The sequence below is a fragment of the Zobellella iuensis genome, assembly GCF_016746085.1.
Classification (GTDB): Bacteria; Pseudomonadota; Gammaproteobacteria; order Enterobacterales; family Aeromonadaceae; genus Oceanimonas; species Oceanimonas iuensis.
On the sequence record NZ_JAERTZ010000022.1, the window covers coordinates 1 to 24,152 of the forward strand.

General features: G+C 60.4%; 16 protein-coding genes. 7 read left to right on the top strand and 9 right to left on the bottom strand.

The window, feature by feature from the left end; translation table 11 throughout:
* Nucleotides 1-332: 332 nt before the first annotated feature.
* Nucleotides 333-1,319 (top strand): integron integrase, encoded by a 987-nt coding sequence (locus tag JKV55_RS10015; protein ID WP_202084809.1) that lies wholly within the window; start codon nucleotides 333-335, stop codon nucleotides 1,317-1,319.
* 329 nt (nucleotides 1,320-1,648) lie between these two features.
* On the opposite strand, the gene JKV55_RS10020 is transcribed toward JKV55_RS10015, so the two are convergent.
* Both JKV55_RS10020 and JKV55_RS10025 read right to left on the bottom strand, forming a co-directional pair.
* On the bottom strand, nucleotides 1,649-3,979 hold the full coding sequence (locus tag JKV55_RS10020) for a Tex family protein (protein ID WP_202084811.1): 2,331 nt from the start codon (nucleotides 3,977-3,979) through the stop codon (nucleotides 1,649-1,651).
* Between the two features lie 255 nt (nucleotides 3,980-4,234).
* A complete protein-coding gene (locus JKV55_RS10025) occupies nucleotides 4,235-5,137 on the bottom strand; it encodes a LysR substrate-binding domain-containing protein (RefSeq protein WP_202084813.1) in 903 nt (300 codons plus the stop codon).
* Nucleotides 5,138-5,528: 391 nt separating this feature from the next.
* Between JKV55_RS10025 and JKV55_RS10030 the strand changes: the two genes are divergently transcribed.
* From JKV55_RS10030 to JKV55_RS10045, 4 genes are all read left to right on the top strand, one after another.
* Nucleotides 5,529-6,731 carry a cystathionine gamma-synthase family protein gene (locus JKV55_RS10030; protein ID WP_202084815.1) on the top strand — a complete coding sequence of 401 codons (1,203 nt, stop codon included), beginning with the start codon at nucleotides 5,529-5,531 and terminating at the stop codon, nucleotides 6,729-6,731.
* Nucleotides 6,732-6,811: 80 nt separating this feature from the next.
* Entirely contained in the window at nucleotides 6,812-7,852 is a 1,041-nt protein-coding gene (locus tag JKV55_RS10035) for a homoserine dehydrogenase (RefSeq protein ID WP_094039383.1), read from the top strand.
* 61 nt (nucleotides 7,853-7,913) lie between these two features.
* Nucleotides 7,914-9,365, top strand: a complete 1,452-nt coding sequence (locus tag JKV55_RS10040) for an aldehyde dehydrogenase family protein (RefSeq protein ID WP_202084817.1) — start codon at nucleotides 7,914-7,916, stop codon at nucleotides 9,363-9,365.
* Between the two features lie 91 nt (nucleotides 9,366-9,456).
* Nucleotides 9,457-11,091, top strand: a complete 1,635-nt coding sequence (locus JKV55_RS10045; protein ID WP_202084819.1) for a BCCT family transporter — start codon at nucleotides 9,457-9,459, stop codon at nucleotides 11,089-11,091.
* 118 nt (nucleotides 11,092-11,209) lie between these two features.
* On the opposite strand, the gene greB is transcribed toward JKV55_RS10045, so the two are convergent.
* The 3 genes from greB to zigA all read right to left on the bottom strand — a co-directional run bounded on the left by greB (nucleotide 11,210) and on the right by zigA (nucleotide 14,416).
* Nucleotides 11,210-11,692: a transcription elongation factor GreB gene (gene greB / locus JKV55_RS10050; protein WP_094039386.1), complete on the bottom strand. Its 483-nt coding sequence runs from the start codon at nucleotides 11,690-11,692 to the stop codon at nucleotides 11,210-11,212.
* Nucleotides 11,693-12,054: 362 nt separating this feature from the next.
* Nucleotides 12,055-12,483, bottom strand: a complete 429-nt coding sequence (locus JKV55_RS10055; RefSeq protein WP_202084821.1) for a hypothetical protein — start codon at nucleotides 12,481-12,483, stop codon at nucleotides 12,055-12,057.
* A 733-nt stretch (nucleotides 12,484-13,216) separates the two neighbouring features.
* Complete coding sequence (gene zigA / locus JKV55_RS10060; RefSeq protein ID WP_202084823.1) at nucleotides 13,217-14,416, bottom strand: zinc metallochaperone GTPase ZigA; 1,200 nt, start codon at nucleotides 14,414-14,416, stop codon at nucleotides 13,217-13,219.
* Nucleotides 14,417-14,513: 97 nt separating this feature from the next.
* Between zigA and JKV55_RS10065 the strand changes: the two genes are divergently transcribed.
* Both JKV55_RS10065 and JKV55_RS10070 read left to right on the top strand, forming a co-directional pair.
* The gene (locus JKV55_RS10065; protein WP_094039388.1) at nucleotides 14,514-15,140 is read left to right on the top strand and encodes a DUF1826 domain-containing protein; all 627 of its coding nucleotides are present in this window, start codon (nucleotides 14,514-14,516) and stop codon (nucleotides 15,138-15,140) included.
* A gap of 232 nt (nucleotides 15,141-15,372) precedes the next feature.
* Complete coding sequence (locus tag JKV55_RS10070) at nucleotides 15,373-17,523, top strand: methyl-accepting chemotaxis protein (protein WP_202084825.1); 2,151 nt, start codon at nucleotides 15,373-15,375, stop codon at nucleotides 17,521-17,523.
* Between the two features lies 1 nt (nucleotide 17,524).
* Here the strand turns inward: JKV55_RS10070 and JKV55_RS10075 are convergent, their stop codons facing one another.
* From JKV55_RS10075 to pckA, 4 genes are all read right to left on the bottom strand, one after another.
* The gene (locus tag JKV55_RS10075) at nucleotides 17,525-17,770 is read right to left on the bottom strand and encodes a Rho-binding antiterminator (RefSeq protein WP_202084827.1); all 246 of its coding nucleotides are present in this window, start codon (nucleotides 17,768-17,770) and stop codon (nucleotides 17,525-17,527) included.
* 16 nt (nucleotides 17,771-17,786) lie between these two features.
* The gene (locus tag JKV55_RS10080) at nucleotides 17,787-18,272 is read right to left on the bottom strand and encodes an Lrp/AsnC family transcriptional regulator (RefSeq protein ID WP_202084829.1); all 486 of its coding nucleotides are present in this window, start codon (nucleotides 18,270-18,272) and stop codon (nucleotides 17,787-17,789) included.
* A 353-nt stretch (nucleotides 18,273-18,625) separates the two neighbouring features.
* Entirely contained in the window at nucleotides 18,626-22,279 is a 3,654-nt protein-coding gene (locus JKV55_RS10085; protein WP_202084830.1) for an AAA domain-containing protein, read from the bottom strand.
* Between the two features lie 185 nt (nucleotides 22,280-22,464).
* Nucleotides 22,465-24,078, bottom strand: a complete 1,614-nt coding sequence (gene pckA / locus JKV55_RS10090; RefSeq protein WP_202084832.1) for a phosphoenolpyruvate carboxykinase (ATP) — start codon at nucleotides 24,076-24,078, stop codon at nucleotides 22,465-22,467.
* Nucleotides 24,079-24,152: the final 74 nt, after the last annotated feature.

The following is a 24,152-nucleotide window of genomic DNA, read 5'->3' on the forward strand; positions in this document are numbered from 1 at the left end:
TATCAGGAATTTCAGCACTTTTTTCAACCAAAGATCCAAACCCTAGAATGTCGATGAATGCTATAAATTTATTTTTATACATTGCTGAGTGCCCCCTGTAGCTATAACAATTTAATAGAAGGCATGATGCCCGATTTTTGAACATGCGTCTCGCCTTCTATCCAGAAAGAAGACATGGGATAGATCTTTTAACTCATTGATAACAGTAATCATTTGTTGCTCACTCCCGGATCTCGGTAGAAATATCGTGCATGTGGCCTTTGAGTATGTGGCAAAATCACTCAATTACAACTACTGTTTATTTATACAGTCATATGTGAAGGGGAGTCATCATGGCTTCACCATTTTTTGAGTACCTGCGTGAATTTATGCTGTCCAGGCGATATGCCAAGCGAACGATAGATACTTATCTATATTGGATCAGGTTTTTTATTCTATTCCATGATAAGCGACACCCGAACCAGCTGGGTGATGCTGAAGTTGAACAGTTTCTGTCATATTTATCTAATCAACGCCATGTTGCGGTAAAAACCCAGGCAACAGCATTAAACTCCTTGAGTTTTTTGTATCGTCATATCATACAGCGGCCACTGTCTCAAGAACTGCATTTTAACAAGTCTCATACCCCACAAAAATTACCGGTGGTATTGACTCGTGCCGAAATTCAAGCCCTGTTGGCGTTGGTTGATCTGCGTTACAGGTTGCTGGCCCAGCTGCTCTATGGTAGTGGCTTGCGTTTGATGGAAGCAATTCGACTCCGGGTGCAGGATATCGATTTTGACTATTTGTCTGTATTGATCTGGCAAGGGAAAGGCAATAAAAACCGTCGAGTTACCCTGGCGGGTGAACTTGTGCCGGCACTGCATGGGCAAATTCACTTGGTAGAGCAGTATTACCAACAAGATAAAGAGACCGCCGATTATGCAGGTGTTTGGTTGCCCCATGCCTTGGCGAGAAAATATCCAAGTGCTCCCGGTCAACTGGGCTGGCACTATCTGTTCCCTTCGCATCAGTTAAGCCTAGATCCAGAATCCAGGCTGTTGCGCCGCCATCACCTTGATGAAACCACCCTACGCCGGGCGATTAAGCTTGCAGCCCGAAATGCGAAGATCCGCAAGAATGTTACCTGCCATACGCTGCGCCATAGTTTTGCCACGCATTTATTGGAGGCGGGTGTGGATATTCGTACCGTACAGGAGCAGCTGGGGCACTCGGATGTTAAAACCACGCAAATTTATACCCATGTCCTTAAGCAGGGTGGCAATGCCGTTAAGAGCCCACTTTCGTTGTTATTGGCCGGCAATGTCAGCCAGGAATGAGGGTAATGGCAAATTTCTCAAAAGCACGCTACCGCCCTTGGGTTACAGCGCCCCATATGCTGTAAAAGGCAGCTTAGCGGCAGGTGCCTACAGGGTCTAGCTGGTGGTGCGGTTTTTGTGTTTTAAGGTGATGATTGGTTGATAAATAACCGGTTTACGTGTGGGTTGAAGTATTTGGCCGGATGTTGGGACTGTGCCCCGGTTTATGGACCCCCGCCTTCGCGGGGGAGACATCTGAAGAAGCCTGCGGGGTGCTGGAATGGGTCTGAACCCCCGCCTTCACGGGGGGCGATATGCTGTAATGGCCCGGGTTGCCCCGGGCCTTTTTATTACTTTTTCTTTTGCAGGGCGGCGGCCAGGGCGGCGCCCATGGCGCCCTGGGGGGCGGGCTGCTCGCGGCGGGCGGGGCGGTTGCCGGTCTGGCCCTTGTTGCCGCCGGCTCCCCGGTTGCTCTGGTTGCGTTCATCCCGGCGCGGCTTGCCTGCGGCCTGGTCGGCGGCGCTCTGCTCCAGGCGCATGGTCAGGGCAATGCGGCTGCGCTGCAGGTCCACCTCCAGCACCTTCACCTTGACGATATCGCCGGCCTTTACCACTTCCCGCGGATCCTTGATAAAGCGGTCGGTCAGGGCCGAGATATGCACCAGGCCGTCCTGGTGCACGCCGATGTCGACAAAGGCGCCGAAGTTGGTAACGTTGGTCACCACCCCTTCGAGCACCATGTCCGGGATCAGGTCGGCGGGTTTCTCCACTCCGTCCATAAAGCGGGCGGTCTTGAACTCGGGGCGCGGATCCCGGCCCGGCTTGTCCAGCTCCTTCAAAATGTCCTGCACCGTGGGCAGGCCGAAGTGCTCGTCGGTGTAGTCGCGGGCGTCCAGGGTCTTGAGCAGGCCGCTGTTGCCGATAAGGCCGTTCACCGGCTGTTGCAGCTTGCTCAGGATGCGCTCCACCACCGGGTAGGCCTCGGGGTGCACGGCGGAGGCGTCGAGCGGGTTCTTGCCCTCGCGGATGCGCAAAAAGCCGGCGCACTGCTCGAAGGCCTTGGGCCCCAGGCGCGGCACCTTCAGCAGTTGCTTGCGCTCGGCAAAGGCGCCCTGCTCGTCGCGAAAGGCCACTATGTTCTGGGCCAGGGCCGGGGTCAGGCCCGAGACCCGCGCCAGCAGCGGCGCCGAGGCCATGTTCACGTCCACCCCCACGGCGTTCACGCAGTCTTCCACCACCGCTTCCAGCTTGCGGGCCAGCTGGGTCTGGGACACGTCGTGCTGGTACTGGCCCACGCCGATGCTCTTGGGATCGATCTTCACCAGCTCGGCCAGCGGGTCCTGCAGCCGGCGGGCGATGCTCACCGCGCCGCGCAGGGATACGTCCAGATCCGGGAACTCGTTGGCGGCCAGCTCAGAGGCGGAATAAACCGAGGCGCCGGCCTCGCTTACCACCACCTTCTGCAGCTTGAGCTCGGGCGCCTGCTTCATCAGCTGCTCCACCAGCCGCTCGGTCTCGCGGGAGGCGGTGCCGTTGCCGATGCTCACCAGGCTCACATTATGGCGGCGGCACAGCTCGCCCAGGGTGCGCAGGCTCTGCTCCACCTTTTTGTGCGGCTCAAAGGGATAGACGGTGGCCTGCTCCAGGAGCTTGCCGGTGCCGTCCACCACCACCACCTTGACCCCGGTGCGGATGCCCGGATCCAGGCCCATGGTCACCCGGGCGCCGGCGGGGGCGGCCATCAGCAGATCCTGCAGGTTAAGGGCGAACACCCGTATGGCTTCTTCCTCCGCCTGCTCCCGGGCCTGGCCCAGCAGCTCGGTTTCCATCTGCAGCGAGAGCTTCACCCGCCAGGTCCAGCTGATCACCCCGGCAAGCCAGGTGTCGGCGGCGCGGCCCTGGTGCCGCCAGCCCACAAAGCGGGCGATAATGCCCTCGCAGGGGTGGCTGTCGGCCTCGGTTTCCACCACCAGGCTCAAGGAGAGCACCCCCTCGTTGCGGCCGCGCAGCATGGCCAGCAGCCGGTGGGAGGGCACCTTGCCGATGGGCTCCTGGTGCTCGAAGTAGTCCTTGAACTTGGCGCCGCCTTGCTCCTGGCCGGCGATCACCCGCGCCTGCAGCAGGGCATGCTGCCACATATGGCGGCGCACCGCCTCCAGCAGATCCGCCTGCTCGGCGAAGCGCTCCATCAGTATGTATTTGGCGCCGTCCAGCGCCGATTTGGCGTCGTTTATGCCGGCATCGGCCTTGATATAGCCCTCGGCCAGCCGCTGCGGATCCTGGCCCGGGTCCTGGAACAGGCGGTCGGCCAGGGGTTCCAGCCCGGCCTCGATGGCAATCTGGCCCTTGGTGCGGCGCTTGGGCTTGTAGGGCAGGTAGAGATCTTCCAGCCGGGTCTTGGTGTCGGCGGCCAGCAGCTCGGCCCTGAGCGCCTCGGTGAGCTTGCCCTGTTCGTCGACGGACTTGAGGATAACGGCGCGCCTGTCTTCCAGCTCGCGCAGGTAGCCGAGGCGGCTGTCCAGGTTGCGCAGCTGGGTGTCGTCCAGGCCGCCGGTCACTTCCTTGCGGTAACGGGCAATAAAGGGCACGGTGGCGCCTTCGTCCAGCAGGCGCACGGCGGCGTCTACCTGGGCTTGCGCAACGGTCAGTTCCTGCGCCAGTAATTGGTTGATATTGGTCATAAATCAGTCTTCGAAGGGGCTGTATCGAATGTGGTTGATGTACCACTCCCTGACGCCCGAGGGGGGGTTACCCGCACCTCGTCGTCCACTTGGCCATCGCTTGAGTCGACAACGACAAGCCGGCACTTTCCAGAGATTCCCGGAAACATGTGCCGTACTCTACAAGCGATGGCGGGTCATTAAAACCATGTTCGGGTTTTCGCTACCCGCTGGGCTGGTCCGGCCCGGCCGCATCGGACGCCCGCTGTCCGCGGGCTAGGGCGGCAATGAGCGGCCGCTGGTGTTGCTGAGCAGCCAGTCGGCGAAGCGCCTGGCATAAGGGTTGGAAAAACCTTCCTGCGGGTACACCAGGTAGAAGTCTTCGCTGCTGGGCAGCCGCTGGCCGAAGGGGGCTATCAGGGTGCCATCCCTCAGTTGGTCTTCCACCAAAGACAGCCTGCCCAGGGCCACGCCAAAGCCGGATTCCACCAGGTGCAGCACGCAGGCGTAGGTGTCGAACTGCATGCCTTCGGAAGGGTTGACGCGCGTCGCCTCGGCAAACTGCAGCCATTCTCCCCAGCCTTCCTCGTAGCCCATCACATGCAGCAATTCATGATGACGCAGGTCGTCCACCTGCCGCAGCGGCTGCCTGGCCAGCAGCGCCGGAGAGCAAACCGGAAAAAGGGTATCCCGGCTGAGCCTTTCGACCTTCACGCCCGTCCACTGTCCCTTGCCCCAGCGGATTTCCAGGTCTCCCGCCATCTCCTCCTGCCGCAGCCAGATATCCGTGTTCAGTTGCAGGTTGATGTCCGGGTGCTCCGCCTGAAAAGAGGTCAGCCGGCGCGCATTCAGCCAGTAGCTGAAAAACGCCATGCTGCCCCGGATCTTGACCTGCTTGCGGTGCCCTTCACCAAAGATCTCGTTGGTGGCGATCATCAGCTTCTGGATGGCGCCGTGCACAATCGGCAGGTAGGCCAGGCCTTCTTCCGTCAGCTCTATGCTGCGGGCCTGCCGTTTGAACAGCGGGGTGTTCAGCTGCGCTTCCAGGCTTTTGATCTGCTGGCTGATGGCGCCCTGCGTCATATGCAGCTCGTTGGCCGCCTGGGTAAAGCTGAGCAGCCTGGCCGCCGCTTCAAAGGAGCGCAGCCAGTTCAGGGGGGGCAGTGCCTTGTTTTTCATAAATGCCATTCCGCTTGCATCTCAACACTCTTCCAGTGAGGGCTTGTTGTCATCCGTAAACGGCAGGGCTGCCGCCAAAGCAACCCATTAGCAAAACGACCCCTAAGGCCGTTTTTTATTCGTTTTCGGATTTATTTCGTTTCGGTCATTCTTGGCAGCAAGGCTACAGGAAGCCGGCTGAAAGAAACAGATGCCAATGGAAATGGGGCATAAATGCAAGTTTCTGGTGCCGGTTATACCGCCAGGGTATCAATTCCGTCCCCGAACCGAGGGTGGACGACAGCGGTAACCCTGGCCGGTTGCCAAGGGTTTGCTAATGCAACGGCTTCTGCCGACGGCTCGGGAACCCCGTTGCAGGGTAATGATTCAATAGTAAAAAGGAACAGTATCCATGAACAATGCCGATTACAAAAACGCCGGCGCGGGTACCAAGGTGGTGTGGGCCGGAGAAAAAAACGCGCTTGCCCATAACGCCACCCAGGTGCCCATCATGCTCAGCGCCGCCTTTCAGTATGACGATATCGACGAGTGGTATGACGTCGCCATGGGTGAAAAGCCGGGGCATATCTACAGCCGCATGAGCAACCCCACGGTGCGCGCCCTGGAAGAAAAAATGTGCGTGCTGGAAGGCGCCGACAATGCCGTTGCCTTTGCAACCGGGATGGCCGCGATCAGCAGCACGCTGTACACCTTCCTGCGCCCCGGCGACCGGGTGGTGTCCGTCAAGGACACCTACGGCGGCACCAACAAGATTTTCGACGAGTTCCTCCCGGGCATGGGGGTGGAGGTGCGGCTTTGCCCCACGGAAGACATGGCCCTGCTGGAACGCGAAATCGCCGCAGGCTGTGCGGTGCTCTACCTGGAAACGCCGACCAACCCCACCCTGAAGATCCTGGATATCGAGCGGCTGGCCCGTGCCGGCAAGGCGGCCGGCGCCCTGGTGATTATTGACAACACCTTCGCCACGCCACTCAATCAGAACCCCCTGGAACTGGGGGTGGACATAGTGCTGCACAGCGCCACCAAGTTCCTGAGCGGCCATGCGGATGTGATGGGCGGCGTGGTGTGCGGCTCCGGCGAGCTTATGCAGCGGGTGGCGCACTACCGGGAAATCAACGGCTCCTCCCTCGATGCCTTCTCCGCCTACCTGATCATCCGCGGCATGAAAACGCTCAAGCTGCGGGTGCGCCAGCAGGAAGCCAGTGCCATGGCCCTGGCGCGTTACCTGCAAGGCGAGCCGCTGGTCGAGCAGGTCAACTATCCGGGGCTGCCGGAGCACCCGGGTCATGACATCGCCGCACGCCAGATGAAGGGATACGGCGGCATCGTCAGTTTTGTCCTCAGGCACGGCATGGACGCGGTCAGGATACTCCTGCCAAAACTGGTCTATGCCAACCGGGCCGGCAACCTCGGCGCGGTGGAAACCATATACGGCCCGGCAAGAACCACCAGCCATGTGGAAAACACGCTGGAGGAACGGCTGGCCCTGGGCATCTCCGAAGGCCTGGTGCGCATCTCGGTGGGTATTGAAGACACCGACGACCTGCTGGCGGATCTGAAGCAGGCGTTCGACCAACTGCGGCAATCCCTTTAAGGATATTCAATATGTCGCATGGTTGGCGCCAGTCGCAGCCATGTGGCGCTGTTCCACTCTCAATAAAGCAAGGACGATTTATGGCGCATAACGTTGCAATACTGGGCTTCGGTGTCGTTGGGCAAGGGCTCGCCGAGATACTGCATGACAAGGCCGCCTCGCTGCGCGAAGGGCTGGGGTTCGACGCCCGCATCGTCGCGGTATCGGACCTGATGAAGGGCTCCCTCTATCATCCGCACGGGCTCGATATTCCCGAGCTGCTGAACGCCGTTCGCACCACCGGCTCCCTCGACAGCTACCCCGACGAGCCGGGCCTGGTGCGCGGCCGGGACAGCTTCGACACCATCAGGGAGAGCAACGCCGACACCGTGGTCGAGCTGACCTATACGGATGGCAAAACGGGCCAGCCGGCCATCGACCATTGCCGCCTGGCGTTTGAATGCAAGAAAAACGTCGTGATGAGCAACAAGGGCCCGGTATCGCTCGCCTATGAAAGCCTCGCGCGGATGGCGGAGGCGCACGGCGTGCGCTGGGGCTTTGAAGGCACGGTAATGAGCGGAACGCCGGCCTTGCGCATGCCGCTGGTCGCGCTGTCCGGCAATGACATCGGCGAAGTCAGGGGCATTTTGAACGGCACCACCAACTTTATGCTGACCCGCATGGCCGAAGGGGTCGGCTACGACGACGCCCTGGCCGAGGCCCAGGCAAAAGGCTATGCGGAGGCGGACCCGACCAGCGATGTGGAAGGGTACGACGCCCAGTACAAAACGGCCATCCTCGCCAATGTGGTAATGGGCATCCCCCTCAAACGGGAAGACATTCCCTGCCGGGGTATCCGTGATATTTCACCGGAGGATATTGCCCGGGCGTCACGCGAAGGCAAAATCTGGAAGCTGCTGGCCAGGTGCCGGCGCGAGGGCGGCAGTGTCCAGGCCAGTGTGGGGCCGGTTGCCATTCCGCTCAGCGATCCGCTGGCCGGCGTTGGCGGGGCGCTGAATGCCATCACCTATGAATGCGACCTGGCCGGCCCCATCACCCTGATCGGGCCCGGTGCCGGAAAAACAGAAACGGGATATTCCATCCTGATCGATCTTATCAATATTCATCGCCATCAAATCTGAACCATTAAAAGACCCATTCTCTTTTTAATGGCATCACCCGCTTTGTGATTGGAAAATGACCATGACGTCAATATCTGTAGAGTCTATGGAAGGAAAACTGTTTCTGTCCGGGCAATGGGTCGGCGTGGATAACACCTACGACCTGTTCAATGCCGAGAAAAACAGTCTGATTACCAGAATTGCTTCCGCCCGGGAATCCCATGTGCTTGCGGCCATCCGCAACGGCAAGGCCGGCGCGGAAGTGGCGGCGGCAATGCCGGTGCACGAGCGAATGAGAATCTTGCACGGCGCGGCGGACGTTGTTGAAAGCAACCGCCATGTTTATATCGACGCCATTGTGTCGGAGGGATGTAAAACCCGGCGGGAAGCCACCAAGGAAGTGAACCGCTGCATACAGACCTTAAGGCTTTCCGCCGAAGAAGCGCGGCGCATCAACGGCGAGACCATTGCATTCGACCAAATGCCGGGCAGCGAGGGGCGCGTCGGTTATTACTATCGCTTCCCGGTGGGGCTCATCGTGGCGATCACACCCTTTAACGATCCGCTCAACCTGGTCGCGCACAAGATAGGTCCCGCGGTGGCCAGTGGTAACGCCATTATCGTGAAGCCGGCGCCGGCAACTCCCCTGAGCGCCCTGCTGCTGGCCGAAGCCTTTGCCCAGGCGGGCTTGCCCGACGGCGTGCTGTCGGTGCTGCCCGGCTTTCCGGAAGGCATGGGGGATCACCTGATCACCCATGACGATGTGCGCATGATTTCATTTACCGGCGGGCTGAGCTCCGGCAAGGCACTGATGCAGAAAGCCGGGCTGAAGAAAATGAGCATGGAGCTGGGCGCCAGCTCTCCGGCGCTGGTGCTCGACGATGCGGAGCTCGGGCCGGCGGTCGAGGCGATCGTTTCCGGCGCCTTCTGGGCCGCCGGGCAGAACTGCCTCGGTGTGCAGCGTGTTTATGTGCACCGCGCCCGCTACGGCGAATTTCTCAACACCCTGGTGGACAGGACCCGCAGCCTGCGGGTCGGCAGCAAGCAGAGCGAAGAGACCGATGTCGGCCCCATGATCAGCCTGTCCGAGGCCGAGCGGGTGGAAAGCTGGGTTAACGAAGCCCTTGCCAACGGCGCCCGCCTGCTCTGCGGCGGCGAGCGCAATGGGGCCTTCTACCTTCCGACCATACTCGAGAAGGTGCCGGGCAACTGTCGCCTGGCCCGGGAGGAAATCTTCGGCCCCGTGGTCATGGTTGAGCCGTTCGACAGCCTGGATGAGGCCATCGACAAAGCCAATGGAGTCAACTTCGGGCTGCATGCCGGTGTATTTACCCAGGATATCAACAAGGCCTTCTCTGCCATTCGTCGCCTCGAGGTTGGCGGGGTGATGATTAATGACAGTTCCGATTACCGTATCGATGCCATGCCCTTCGGTGGAGTCAAACACTCGGGTATTGGCAGGGAAGGCGTGAAATTCTCTATTCAGGAAATGACCGAGACCAAGGTGGTGTGTTTTAAAACCAGCGGTTTTTGATTTTCTGAACCGAGAGGGAAGGTTGCCGGGCCCTTGGCCGTGGTGGTTGGCCCGGCAATATCATCAGGGAATAATTTGATAGGTATGTCATATGAACAAACATCAACATAATAAAATGGCGGTCGATCCCGCCATTCTCTGGCCCGCCGCCATTCTTATCCTGGCCGCCAGTGTCCCCCTTGTGATCAACCCTGTTGCAGGCAAGGAAGTAGTAGCGGCGATGCTGAACTGGGTGACGGGCGAGTTCGGCTGGCTTTATCTGCTGTCCGTGGTCGGCAGTTTCTTTTTCATGTGCTGGCTCGCCTTCGGCCCGGTGGGAAAAATCAAGCTGGGCGCGGCGGAAGATAAGCCCGAGTTCAATACGGTGTCCTGGATAGCGATGCTTTTTTGCGCCGGGATCGGCATATCCATCTGTAACTGGGCCTTTATTGAACCGCTTTACTTTATGACGACCCCTCCGCTCGGGGTGCAGCCGGGTACCCCTGCCGCGGTTGAGTGGGCCGCCATGTACCCGATGTTTCACTGGGGAATAGTGCCCTGGGCCCTGTATCTGATGCCGGCGCTGCCGATAGGCTATGCGCTCTATGTGCGCAGGGTCAATGTACTGCGCCTGAGTGAAGCCTGCCGTGGCGTGCTGGGCGATCGGGTCGACGGTATTATCGGAAAGATCATCGACGTTACCGTGATATTTTCGATAGTGGGCGGTGTCGGCACCTCACTGGGGCTTTCTGTACCATTGGTCTCCAAGCTGTTTCAGACCATGTTTGGCTTCGAGGACTCTTTCGGTTTGCAGATGTTTATCCTGGCCGCCTGGATCCTGATGATCTCCTGGAGCGTTTACAACGGCCTGAACAAGGGGATACAGGCCCTTTCCAATATCAATGCGATTTTGGCCCTGGCGTTGCTCGGCTTTGTGCTGGTTGCCGGCTCTACCGTCTTTTTGCTCAAGCTCTGGACCAACAGCATCGGGCTGTTCATGGATAATTTTTTCCGTATGAACTTCTGGACCGATCCCATTGAGCAGGGCGGATTCCCCGAAGGCTGGACCATGTTCTACTGGGCATGGTGGATTGCCTATGCGCCCATGATGGGACTGTTTGTGGCTCGGATATCGCGTGGCCGGACCATCCGGGAGCTGATACTGCACGGCGTGACCTGGGGAAGCGTCGGATGCTGGGCCTTTTTTGCCATCTGGGGTGGCTACGCCATCGATATCGACGCCAACGGCACGCTCAATCTGCAGGCCATTCTCGCCGAAGAAGGCATTCCGGCGACGGTGGTGGCCGTGTTGCAGACGCTGCCCAACTCCGCGCTGGTGCTGCCGATTTTTACGCTGCTGTGCTTTGTGTTCCTGGCGACGACGGTCGACTCTTCGGCCTACATGCTGGCGGCCATTTGTACCAAGGACATCACCGGGTATCAGGAGCCGGCGCGCTGGAACCGTATCCTGTGGACCCTGCTGCTGGCGGTGGTTGGCATTGGCCTGCTGTCGGTGGGCGGTTTGCAGGCGGTGCAGTCGTCAACGGTGCTCGTTGCGCTGCCGATGATCCCTGTGCTGTTTATCATGGCCGTTTCACTGCTGCGCTGGGCATACCAGGATTTTGCCGCCGAACTGAGGCCGCAGTGCATCGCCCATCATCGGGCCCGGGTACCGGCTGTGGAAACAACGGAGCAAGGCGAGGAAGCGGTTGAACCGCTTGGATACCGGAAACCGGTATCGGGCTGATGCCCGGTTGTTTTCAGCGGTTCACCGTCTGACTGGTGACACCCCCGGCCCAATGGCCGGGGGTTTTGCATTTAGGGGCAAGGGCGTTGCGGCGATATCTGTCGAGCCGGGGCGGCCATCAGTCTTCGAAGGGGCTGTATCGAATGTGGTTGATGTACCACTCCCGGACGCCCGAGGGGGTGTTTACCCGCACCTCGTCGTCCACCTGCTTGCCGATCAGCGCCCGGGCCATGGGCGAGTCGATGGTGATATGGTTGTTTTTGGTGTCGATCTCGTCGGGGCCGACGATGCGGTAGCGCACCGTTTCGCCTTCTTCGTTTTCCAGCTCGACCCAGGCGCCGAAGAACACCTTGCCGTTCTGGCGCGGGTCGTGGTCGACGATTTTCACCGCCTCCAGCCGTTTCATCAGGTAGCGGATGCGGCGGTCGATTTCCCGCAGCCGCTTCTTGCCGTAGATGTATTCGGCGTTTTCGCTGCGGTCGCCCAGGGCGGCGGCTTCGGATACCGCCTGGGTCACCGCCGGCCGTTCCACCTTCCACAGGTGCTTGAGCTCGTCGTCCAGCTTGTGCCAGCCGGCACGGGTGATCAGGTTGGTTTTCATGGGCGGGTGTTCCGTGGCCTGCAAGGTGCCGGCTATTGTGTCCCAGCGCCGGGGAAGAGGGAAGCCCCCGGCTGCTCAGTTGGCGGAGGTATCGGTACGGCAGAGCCGGCCTTGGTCCTTCCTTGTGAGATGGGCATTTTTTGCTGGGTGAGATAGGGGGCTGCGTCCGCAGCTTGGCGATAGCGTGATAAAAGAGGGCGACTTTTATCTGTTATAGCCGATATCGGTAAGAATACGGTAGCGCATTCATATGGCCGGAGGTGCAAAGCGGCGTGTTAACATCGCCAAGGTGCTGATACAAGACGCTACGTCTATGGGCTGTATTCAGCACCTGTTTGAATATGGGGTTTTATGCCGTGTGATTATTCAAAGCTATATTTTTGCTCTATCTGCCTCTTGGCAAGAACGTATTCGGTATTATCGATTTGGCCAGTGGCTAACTTGTCATCAAGCCTTGAAACTTCCTGGTCCTTATCTTTCTGAAGTTTCTGCTTGGTGATGTCATAGTTGATTTCCATGGCGCCTTCATAGCCGCTGACAGGATCCCACAACACAGATGCAGGCCAAAGCAGCAGGTTGACAATGCCCAGGCCGGGTTCACGGGCATAGAATGAGCCACCACCGGGAAGTATGCCCAGCACGGCGCCGGTGGTTGGGTTTTTCTCTTCTACCAAGACGTTATTTTGCTTAAAGGCCTGATATTCCCGCTTTTGCATGGAGTTCAACCCGGAAGCACACCCCGTCGCCAGCGAGGAGACAAGGGTTACCAGCAATAATGATTTTGCTTTCATTTTTGTTATTCCAATGAGAGTGTGTCGTTATATGGCTTTACGTTCCTGCCCTGAACCAAAGATCAAGCCAGGCCGCTGCTGAAGCCGATTTGCACATCAATTTGAGTGTATGAGTAAAGGCGGGTGCGGTTTACATTCTTTTTGTATCCGTTTTCGAATGCTTGTCGTTCCGTCGATTACTCTTCCCGTGCGCAAGCAAAAGATTATCGAAGGGCTTCAGAATAGTCCATACCTATTTTGCAGGCATGGGCGTCATGTCTCGCTTCCCCTTGAATAATGGGGATGAGTGATGGGGTGAACTTTATTTCAGTTTTTTTACCGGACTGTTATTAAATAACTGATCCTAATATCCGGGGTGGTCGCCCCCGCGAAGGCGGGGGCCCATAAGGTGACTCAACCGGTTCGGGAATTCAGATAATAAGTGCAACACTCATGGGTGAACGGCGGGAGGTAGCCAACTGCTGGTAGTGGTACAGTCCTGTGCTATTCGCTCCTGGACTCCCGCCTTCGCGGGAGAGACGGGAGTACGCGGGAGAGACGGGAGTAGGCGGGAGAGACGGAAGTACGCGGGAGAGACGGAAGTACGTGGGAGAGACGGGAGTACGCGGGAGAGACGGAAGTAGGCGGGAGAGACGGAAGTACGTGGGAGAGACGGGAGTACGCGGGAGTGGCGGCAGTTGCCGGGAGTGATGGTCGCTCCCGGGAGCAAGGGGCCCGGCTTGCCGGGCCGCCGTTATTCCCAGGCCGGGAAGGGGTCGGGCAGTTGTTGCCAGGCGGCGGGGCCCTGGTGCAGTTCCTCGTCGGTCAGCAGGCAGGCGTCCAGCTCGCGGCACAGTCCGGCCTGGTCCAGGCCCTGGCCGATAAACACCAGCTCCTGGCGGCGATCGCCGTAGGGCTCGGCCCAGCTGGCCAGGATATGCTCCCGGCTTTCTTCGTCCTCGGGCCAGTCTTCCTCGGGCACCGCCTGCCAGAACAGGCCGGCGCCGCCGTGGTAGGCGATGCCGCCGGCCTGGTTCCACTGGCCGGCAAAATCCGGGCGGCTGGCCAGCCAGAAAAAGCCTTTGGAACGCAGCAGCCTTCCTTCGTCCCGGGGCCGGTGCAGACAGTCGAAGAAACGTTGGGGGTGGAAGGGGCGGCGGGCGCGATAGACGAAGCTGCCTATGCCGTATTCCTCGGTTTCCGGGCGGTGCTCGCCGCGCAGTTCCTGCAGCCAGCCGGGGGCGCGGGCGGCGCGTTCGAAGTCGAAGCGGCCGGTGGCCAGCACCTTGTCCAGGTTCACCTGGCCCTGGCGGATGGGCAGGATCTCGGCTTCGGGGTTGAGCCGGGCGAGGATGGCGGTCAGCTCCGCCAGTTGTGCCGGGCTCACCAGGTCGGTCTTGCTCACCAGCAGCAGGTCGCAGAATTCCACCTGCTCGATCAGCAGGTCGGTCACGCTGCGCTCGTCGTCCTCGCCCAGGCTCTCGCCCCGCTCGGCCAGGGCCTGGGCGGCCAGGAAGTCGGCCAGGAAGTTGACCGCGTCCACCACCGTCACCAGGGTGTCGAGCCGGGCGATGTCGTGCAGGCGGCTGCCGTCCTCGCCCTCGAAGGTAAAGGTTTCGGCCACCGGCATCGGCTCCGAGATGCCGGTGGATTCGATCACCAGGCAGTCGAAGCGGCCTTCACCGGCCAGCCGGCGCACCTCCAGCAGTAGATCCTCGCGCAGGGTGCAGCAGATGCAGCCGTTGCTCATTTCCACCAGCCGATCCTCGCCCCGGTGCAGGCTCACCTGTTGCTGCACGGTGGCGGCGTCGATGTTCACCTCGCTCATGTCGTTGACGATCACCGCCACCCGCAGGCCCTGGCGGTTGTTGAGGATATGGTTCAGCACCGTGGTCTTGCCGGCGCCGAGAAAACCGGACAGCACGGTCACGGGAAGGGGGGAATGACTCGACATTGTGTTTGCTCCGCTTGCTTGCCATGGCTTATGATGGCTTGATTGTTATAACATAACACATTCTGTTCACCCCGTGTATCAGCAAGGAGCCCCGGTCATGAGCATTACCGATCAGCTGTTGTCCTGTTTCGCCCCCGTCAGTGTGCAGGGCGGCGAGCCCGCCACCCTCACCCGTATCTACGAGCCCGACTGCAACCTGGCGGTGTGGCAGCGACCCCTGCCGGCCGGGGTGGCCGACTATGTGCAGCGGCTGCTGCAGGCGGGCAGCCGGGTGAGCGTGCGCGAACTGGTGCCGGCCGAGGCGGTGGCGGGGGAGCTGGCCGGGCAGTTGCCGGATCTGCCCGGCCGGGAGGCCCTGGCCGAGGACGTGCAGCAACTGGCGGAGATGTTCGCCTGCCTGTTCGATCTGCCCAGGGTGGGCGTACGCCTGGCCAGCCTGCAAACCGCCATGTGCCCGCGTTTCCATGTGGACCGGCTGCCCTGCCGGCTGGTGTGCACCTATTCCGGCCCGGGCACCCACTGGCTCAACCAGGAGCAGCGCAACCAGCTGCTGGCGCAAGGGGGGCGGGAGCCGGAGCAGTGGCAACAACTGGCGGTGGGCGAGGTGGCGCTGATGAAGGGCGACGGCTGGGAAGGGGAAGAAGGCCAGGGCCTGTGGCACCGTTCGCCGCCGGTGCCCACCGGCTACCGGCGGCTGTTCCTGTCGATGGATTTTGCCGACTGAACTGAACCAAGCAGGTGCGTTCGCACCATTTTGGTGTTCTGTTATGGTGCGATGCCGGGCGGCGGTGGCGGTGCCGCCGGATAAAGCACCACAAATACCACTAAGGTGGTACCTTTAATGCTTGGAAATGGTCCGACCGGGGCAGCTCCGTCTTTTCCACGCCATGGAACGCTTCTTGCTTAAGGTGTTGAAAAAGCACTAAAAACAAGGAGTTTGCATGGAATCGGCAGCCATGAGCAGTCAGTTTGTTTCCCCCCATATGGCCGGTCGCGGCCCCCGCATGAGCCTGGCCCTGCGGCTCAGGATGAAGCGGGCCTGCTGGCTCAACCGGCGCAGCATCGCCGGCCTGGAGCAGGTGTTCAACGGCTTTGCCGCCACCCGGGTCAGCCTGCTCCAGCGCTGGGCAGGCCAGCAGTGGTACTTTCTCGAAACCCTGGGCCCGCGGCTGGACTGGCGGCAGCCGGCCGCCAACGGCGCCCTGCTGCGGGATCAGTGCCGGGAAAACGGCGACTGCTCCGAGTTGTTCATGCTGTCGGCCGAAGGGCGGGTGCTGGCCTCCAGCCAGGCCGGGCGGGAGGGGCTGGCCGACACCGACGCCAAGGTACTGGCCGAGGCCGGGGCCAGGCCCTTTCTGCACGGCCCCTACGCGGATCCGGTCACTCTGCGGCTCGGCCCTTCCAGCTCGCGCTTTCACGACGCCATGACCCTGATGTTCTACTTTCCGGTGCGGGTGAAGGGCGAACTGCGCGGCCTGCTGTGCGCCCGGGTGCCGAACGACGTGATGAGCGACCTGATCCAGCGCGAAGCGGGGCACATCTACCCCGATTCGGGCGACAACTACCTGTTTATGGTCGAATCCCGTTTCGACTCGCGCATCGCCCCCGGCACCGCTCTGTCCCGCTCCCGCTTCGAGGACAGCACCTTCGGCGGCGGCGAAAACCTGAAAGAGGGCATCAACACCCCCTGGGGCCAGATCCGCATCCGCCACCATACCGAGCTGGAGCTGCGCTTCACCGATCCGGCCACCGGCGAGCTGCACCCGGGCGTAAAGAGCACCATAGCGCGCGGCCACAACTGCTTTGTGCGCTACCCGGGCTATGCGGACTACCGCCATATCCCGGTGGTGGGCAAGGGCGTCACCTTCTCCCTGCCCGGCTCGCCGGATCGTTTCGGCATGATGTGCGAGGCGGATCTGGCCGAGGTGTTCAGTCGCCGTCCCCTGGGCTGGCAGCTGCAGGCCGGCTACCAGGCCTGCGTGCTGCCGGTGCCGGCCTTCAACCTGGCGGCGGCCGGGCTGGAGCTGGCGCTCGCCCCCCTGCTGCTGGGCAACCTGCTGATGCTGCTGCTGTCCGGCTGGTGCTTTACCCGGCTGGAGCCCAGGCGGTTGTCGCGCCGGTTGAACGAGATGACGGGGGTGGTGCGCACCCTGGCCGAAGGCGAGGGCAACCTGCGCCAGCGGCTGGACAAGTCGCGTCTGGGGCGGGATGAAACCGGCGAGCTGGGCATGTGGATGAACAGCTTTATCGACAACCTGGACGGCATGATGGGCTCGGTGATCGCCATGGCGGAACGGCTGGAGCAGAGCAACCAGGGTCTGTTCCGGGTCAACCGGCAAACCCAGGATCACTCCCGCACCCTCTCTTCCGCCATCGAGCAGATGCTGGCGGCCCTGGCCAGCCAGCAGCAGCAACTGGATCTGGCCAGCGCCACCGCCGGCGAGATGAAGCAGGCCATGGATCAGGTGGTGGTGCAGACCCAGCAGCAACTGTTGTCGGCCCGGGACGGCAACCAGCGCATCCGCGAGGTGGTGTCCAGCTCGGCGGCGGTGGTGCGGAGCCTGGACGGCCGGGCGACGGAGATCGACGACATCGTTTCCGCCATCAGCGACATCACCAAGCAGACCGAGCTGCTGGCGCTCAACGCCGCTATCGAAGCGGCCCGGGCCGGGGAGTTCGGCCGGGGCTTTTCGGTGGTGGCCGACGAGGTGCGCGCCCTGGCGGCCCGCACCGCGGTGGCGGCGGAGGACATCCGCCACAAGGTGGAAGGCATGCAGGGGGAAACCCGGGCGGCGGTGGCCATGATGGAAAACGGCGTGGCCGAGGTGGATCAGGGCCTGCGCCTGGTGGACCAGGGCGGCGAGGCGGAGCAGCGGCTGCAGCAGAAGGTGGAGCAGATGTTTACCGCCATCCGGGACATGGCCGAGACCCGCGAGCAGAACCGCCAGGCCACGGCGCTGATCGCCGGGCTCACCGAGGAGATGAATGCGTCCTTCGGTGAGCTGCAGCGCAGCACCGAACAGGTGAAGGGTACCGCCTTCGGCCTGCAGCAGCTGGTGGGCAGCTTCGAGGTCAGCCGGGGCGCCGGTACGACACGACCGGCATAACTCAGTCGAAGTCGACGGCCCGGAAGTGGGGGTTGTCGGTAAGCGCCTCCATGCGGGTCAGTTCCGCCAGCCGCACCAGTTGTTCGGCCCCGTCGGTGCCCAGCAGCAGGCACTCCTGCCGATCCCCGTCGCGGCGGGTGTCGAGGGCGATGCCCGTCAGCTGGTTGCCCGAGGCCAGGGTCAGCCGGATCCGGTAGCGGTACAGGCAGGCGATCTCGAGGTAGTCGTGCTGATCGCAGCTCATCATGGTGTTTTCCTCCGGTTCAGCCCAGGTGCTCCAGGGGCAGGGCGGTGTCCTGCTTGATCCGCCGCAGCACGAAGCTGGAGCGTACCCCGGTCACTCCCTCCAGCCGGGTCAGCTTGCCCAGCAAAAACTGCTGGTAGTGCTCCATGTCGCGCACTATCACCTTGAGCTGGTAATCGGCCTCGGTGCCGGTGATCAGATCGCACTCCAGCACCTCGGGAAACTCCAGTATGGCCGCGTCGAAGGCCTCGAACCGCTCCGGGGTGTGCCGGTCCAGGGAGATGTGGATATAGGCCTGCAGGGTCAGCCCCAGTTTGGCGGCGTTGAGCCGGGTCACGTGATCGAGGATAAGGCCGGCTTCTTCCAGCGCCTTGACCCGGCGCGAGCAGGGCGAGGGCGACAGGCCGACCCGCTCGGCCAGCTCCAGGTTGCTGATGCGGCCGTGGCGCTGCATCAGCTCCAGGATGCGCCTGTCGGTGCGGTCGAGTTGGAGGGGGTTGCTCAAGAATCTGTCCTTATGGCAATAACTGTTCTTAATGGATTATAGGTGGGGAGAGTTATTGCGTTAAGGGGGGGGAATGACTTTATCTTTGCAACCACTCGCCCCGGCTTTGGCGCTACTATGGTTCCATCTTCTGGGACAGGCGGACCGACACCCTCGGACCCTGCCGCGAACCGGGTTTATCCCCCCGGCCAGCCCCACCGAGCACACCAGGCCTTATCGGGCGGGTAGTGTGGACCGGCGCCACCAGCACCGGGCGTAGCGGAAGCAAAGACTCGGCCGATGCCGGCATTAAAAGAGCGCCTCGAGCGCTCTTTTTGCGTTGAGGTTGGCAGATCACCGCTCCGGTAATCGAATTACACCAGTTCTCCAGCCGGGTCTAAACAAGGTGCCTTTGCAGGGGAATGTGATGTCGGGTTTGCCGCTTCGTATCGTTCCTTGATGCGCAGATGCAATGCGTGGAGTTGCGTTTGGATTTCTTCGGCGAGGTTGCCACTATAAAGCACGGATCTTTCCATGTTTTTGTATATGCCTTCCCGGGCGGCACTGCCCCAGTTGTAGGAGCCTACACACATGAAGCGCTCATCTGCCATCAGCAACTTGCTGTGGACCTGATTAAGAACATAAACCTGGGCGCCACAATCACGCAGGGCTTCACAGCATTGCCGCAACCGGGCCTTCTTGCCTGGATCATCACGATCGCCAAGTCGTATATTGAAGCGGTAATCCGTATATATGTGTACCGACACGCCACGCCTCGCGGCTGTCCGTATCGCTTCGACGAATCCGGCGTTGTGCAGCCGCTCCCATGAAAGCCACGGCGAGACGATGTCTACCCGGCGTTCAACCCTCTTCAGCAAGGTCAGGAAGCAGGCATCATGCTGCTCCGAATCGTTGATGATCCGGGGAGTTTGGCATAGCGCCAGCAGGTCGGGACGGGTGTCGATGGCGTATCGCAATTCACCGTCTTGCCGGGCGAACAGTGCCAGTCCGAGCTGATGACGAGGGCTGCCCTTGCTGGCAGAGCTGATGACCTCCATGTCCCCGAACACCAGGAAGCTGTCTTTGGCTCGGGACACCGCCACATTGAGCATGGCGGGATCACTGTCGATGAAATAGCCATCGGCATGACGGGAGTAGACCGAAGAAAAGAGGACTACTGCGCGTTCAGCTCCCTGCAGGGCATGCACCGTCCCTATGGTCATTTTTCCCTTTCCTCTGCCGATCGAGATCCCCCGTTTTTCACACTCCTCGGAAATCAACAGGGCCTGAGCCCTGAACGGCGTTATGACGCCGGCGATGTCTTCCAGGGGCTGACCATAACAAGCTTCCAGCTCCTCACGTTTATCTGAGAGCCAGCCGGCTATAGTTATCGCTTCAAGTCGGTTAATGCGACTGCCGGCGGGGAGGGATTCTGCTTTTCCGTCAATATGAAGGTAACCCAAGGCAGGCAGGGGGGGCTTGCTGCCGGAAGCCTTGTCGGCACTGCCTCTTCTGGGCTGTAGCAGTCCCTGGTAGCAGAGTGCATTACAGAACGAAATAATTTCATCGAAGCAACGCCGGTGCTCCCTGAGGTACATCCCCGGCTCGGCTTCGGCAAGATAGTGATAGCGGCTCGCCGCCTGGGCGATACGCATCACGCTGCCATCGATGACGCCACGGCCAGTCTCGCACAGTGATGCATATTCATCTTGTGAGCTCAGCAGTTGCTGTTCCATCATATTGCCCACATCAATCCCGCGGCCAAGGTTGCAAACCGGCTTGATTTGATGCACGTCGCCGATAACCAGTGCCCGCCTGGCCAACGCCATGGCCGCGCCGGCGATATCGGGAGCCACCTGTCCAGCCTCATCGATGATAAGCAAATCGACTTCATTCAGCAGGTACTGCTGACTGAACTGGCCCTCTTCCTCGAAGACGCTGTAGGTCATGTGTCCGGGCAGGGAATGCAGGGTGGATACAATGCAGGGGGTGAGCTTCATACGCCGCTTCCAGCGAGGACGAACCGACTTGAGCCCGGTTTTTTCCTTGCCCTGCGCCTGCCTTGCCAGCTCTTCCTCACACTCATGGCAATCGAGCAACCAGCGAGCTTCCCAGTAATGTACCGCCAACTGAAACAGGGCAAAGCGCAAGGTCACGTCCAGTGCCTGGTCGACCTCGTCCAAGGTCGCCAGGCCGGTCTCAGCCAGACCCAGCTCCGCAGCAAGCTGTTGCCACCGTCGTTGCGCGGCGGCGCATTCTTCCTGGGCTGTTTCCCACTGTTGCAACCGGCTTTCCTGCTCGTCCAGGGCCTGGCGTTGATCCTCTATCCAGCGACGTAACAGCGCCCCCGGATCCTGGGGCGCGCCTTGAGCCACAATGGTACGGGCCGCTGTGCTGAGTGTCTCTTCCACAAACAACTCATGCCGGAGCCGGCGCCTTCTGGCCACTGGGGGGAGCAGGTGGAACAGGGCAAGCCACAGGGGTTCATCGGCACAAAACCGTTTCCATTGACGATATTGCCGGGATATATGATCCAGTTCCTGCTGCTTTTGGTCACGCATGGCCCGCTCGGCGGCTGTTGTGGCCTCAGGATCCGCTCCGATCAGTTGAGCGCAATATGCCTGCGCCTCTTTCCAGGACTGCCAAGTGTGCTGGACCTGCTCGAAACGCTGGAATTGCCTTTGAAGCTCTTGGTGCAGGTGTTGTCTGACCTGTGCTACCGAATCGAGACTCTCTTTCTGGAATGCTGCTCTTGCCCGGTTCAGAAAGGCCGTTTCTGCCTCTTCCAGGTATGCGGGGTGTTCCCGGGCCCGGTAGAAAGAAGCGGTCTGGTAGACCCGGGCCGCCTCATTCTCCCGGCTGGCCGCCGGAAAATAACCACCATAGCTATCTACTTCCGGCAACCAGCGACCACTGAATGGCGAGCCGTTCTCCCCGAAGTCCTTGCCGAACGCCTCGATGATATTGGTCACCGCCTGATTGTTGGTGGATGCGGCGATAATCAGGGGCGGCTCTTGTTCGTTCAGTGCCGCATCCACCCACAGGGCCGACACCACCGACAAAACGAACGTGGTTTTACCGGTGCCGGGCGGACCATTTACTGCGAGAATTTCCCCTTCTTCCATTACCAGTGTTTGGGCCAGGGCATCCCGCTGGGCTTTGGCCAGGGGAAAGTGCGGATTGGGATGACCGGACCGTCCGGCCATGGCAGCCAGGGGATCGATGCAGCTCAGGTGTTCCCGCTGATTGGCCAGAACATAGTTTTCGAGCAATGGCAGGCCGTCTTTGCAAGATGACAAGTGGTCGTACAATTTGAGGATATTGCGGGTGCTATTATTGCTGTCATCCACCTTGATCAAAGCGCCCGAGCGCTGGTTTACATAATGTTTGTTGAGCACGGTGCTGTCGCACAAGCTGTCAAACATAACCCGGGAGAAGCTCATGTAACCCTGGAAGCTGGCTGCTTCTTGAATTTTTCCCTGATCCCCGGCCAGCAAGGCTCGCGCATCCTGCTCCGAGTAAACGACAAGCGCATTACGATCGAGAAAGTCATCCAGTTGTTGTACCGATGACAGCGTTAGCGTGTCTTCTGGTTGGGGGGATAGGAGGTCCCGGGGGATCACCGGGGGAGAGGCGGGCAGCAATTGGCCTTCCCTGCCTACCCACAGCTCGAACACTATGGGAGTAACCACCTCGGGATTAAATCCGCTGAGTTTCTTGTTGTGCTCTGTCTTCCGGGTGTAGGCCGTAGGGCGATAGGCCACCTTGACCAAGGGGCAGTCTTGCGGCTCTTCCCGGAATAAGGAGTCCAGTATGTCCTGCCCAACCTTCCCCTGTTCCAGCATATGTCCTGCAACTTTTTGCTGGCCTTGCCACTCCTCCAGTGTCATGGCTCCTTTGCGGCTTTCGGCGTCCGCCAACGCATTGCGCCAGTAACGCAACCACTGTTTTGTTGTGCTCATTCCGTTGTCTGCTTTGCTTCTGATTGTATCGCTATAGGGCAGGATTGCTTTTTGTTGCAAAGACATGCTGCAACCCATTAAATTTATTAATGTTTCTTCAACTCTAACAGTCTTCGGCTGTGGATGAAATGTCTGCATAACAAGTGGTCAGGAAAAATACAGCAGGCACTGACGTTGCTGGAGCGAACACGGCCCAATACAAAAAAGCCCCGGCGCTGGCCGGGGCTTGATGACTTGCCGCGTGGTTCCGCTTACAGCTGCGGGCCGGCGGCCACCAGGGCCTTGCCCTCGGCGGTGTCGGTGAACTTCTCGAAGTTGTTCACGAAGCGCTGGGCCAGATCCAGGGCCTTGGTGTCCCACTGGGCCGGCTCGGCGTAGGTGTTGCGCGGATCCAGGATGGAAACGTCTTCCACGCCCTGCAGCTCGGTGGGGATGGCCACGTTGAAGTAGGGCAGGGTCACGAACTCGGCGTTTTCGATGGAGCCGTCGAGGATGGCGTTGATGATGGCACGGGTCGCCTTGATGGAGATCCGCTTGCCGGTGCCGTTCCAGCCGGTGTTCACCAGGTAGGCTTCGGCACCCACCGCGTCAATACGCTTGGCCAGCACATCGGCGTACTGGGTCGGGTGCAGGCTCAGGAAGGCCGCGCCGAAGCAGCTGGAGAAGGTGGGGGTGGGCTCGGTGATGCCGCGCTCGGTGCCGGCCAGTTTGGCGGTGAAGCCGGACAGGAAGTGGTACTGGGCCTGGTCACGGGTCAGCTTGCTCACCGGCGGCAGCACGCCAAAGGCGTCGGCGGTCAGGAAGATCACCTTTTTGGCGTGACCGGCCTTGGACACCGGCTTGACGATGTTGTCGATATGGTGGATGGGGTAGGAAACCCGGGTGTTCTCGGTTTTGCTGCCATCGTTGAAGTCGATGCTGCCGTCGGCCAGCACGGTCACGTTCTCGAGCAGGGCGTCGCGGCGGATGGCGGCGTAGATCTCGGGCTCGTTTTCCTGGCTCAGGTTGATGGTCTTGGCGTAGCAGCCGCCCTCGAAGTTGAACACGCCGTCGTCGTCCCAGCCGTGCTCGTCGTCACCGATGAGCTGGCGGTTGGGGTCGGTGGACAGGGTGGTCTTGCCGGTGCCGGAGAGGCCGAAGAAGATGGCCACGTCGCCGTCCTGGCCCACGTTGGCGGAGCAGTGCATGGAAGCGATGCCCTTGAGCGGCAGCAGGTAGTTCATCATGGAGAACATGCCTTTCTTCATTTCGCCGCCGTACCAGGTGCCGCCGATCAGCTGCATGCGCTCGGTCAGGTTGAAGGCCACGAAGTTTTCGCTGTTCAGGCCCTGCTCTTGCCAGTCGGGGTTGGTGCACTTGGCACCGTTCATCACCACGAAGTCGGGCTCGAAGCTTTGCAGCTCTTCCTCGCTGGGGCGGATGAACATGTTCTTCACGAAGTGGGCCTGCCAGGCCACCTCGGTGACGAAGCGCACGGACAGGCGGGTGTCCGGGTTGGCGCCGCAGAAGGTGTCCACCACGAACAGGCGCTTGCCGGACAACTGGCGGGTAACCAGGCCCTTGAGGTGGTCCCAGGTTTCGGGGCTCATGGGTTTGTTGTCGTTCTTGCCCTGATCGGCCCACCACACGCTGTCGCGGGTGGTGTCGTCACGCACTATGTATTTGTCTTTCGGAGAGCGGCCGGTAAAGATGCCGGTGTCCACCGCAACGGCGCCCAGACTGGTTACCATGCCCTTTTCGTAGCCTTCTAAATCTGCACGGGTTTCTTCTTCAAACAACTGGTCGTAGGAAGGGTTGTAAAGGATATCGGTTACGTCGGTAATACCGTATTGGGAAAGGCCTAATTGTTGCGCCTTGGACGTCATTGTTATCTCCTGGGTACAGAGGGGTTGGGTGGTCGTTGTTATTAGTGTTGTTTTGAGACAAGACAATATCAGTT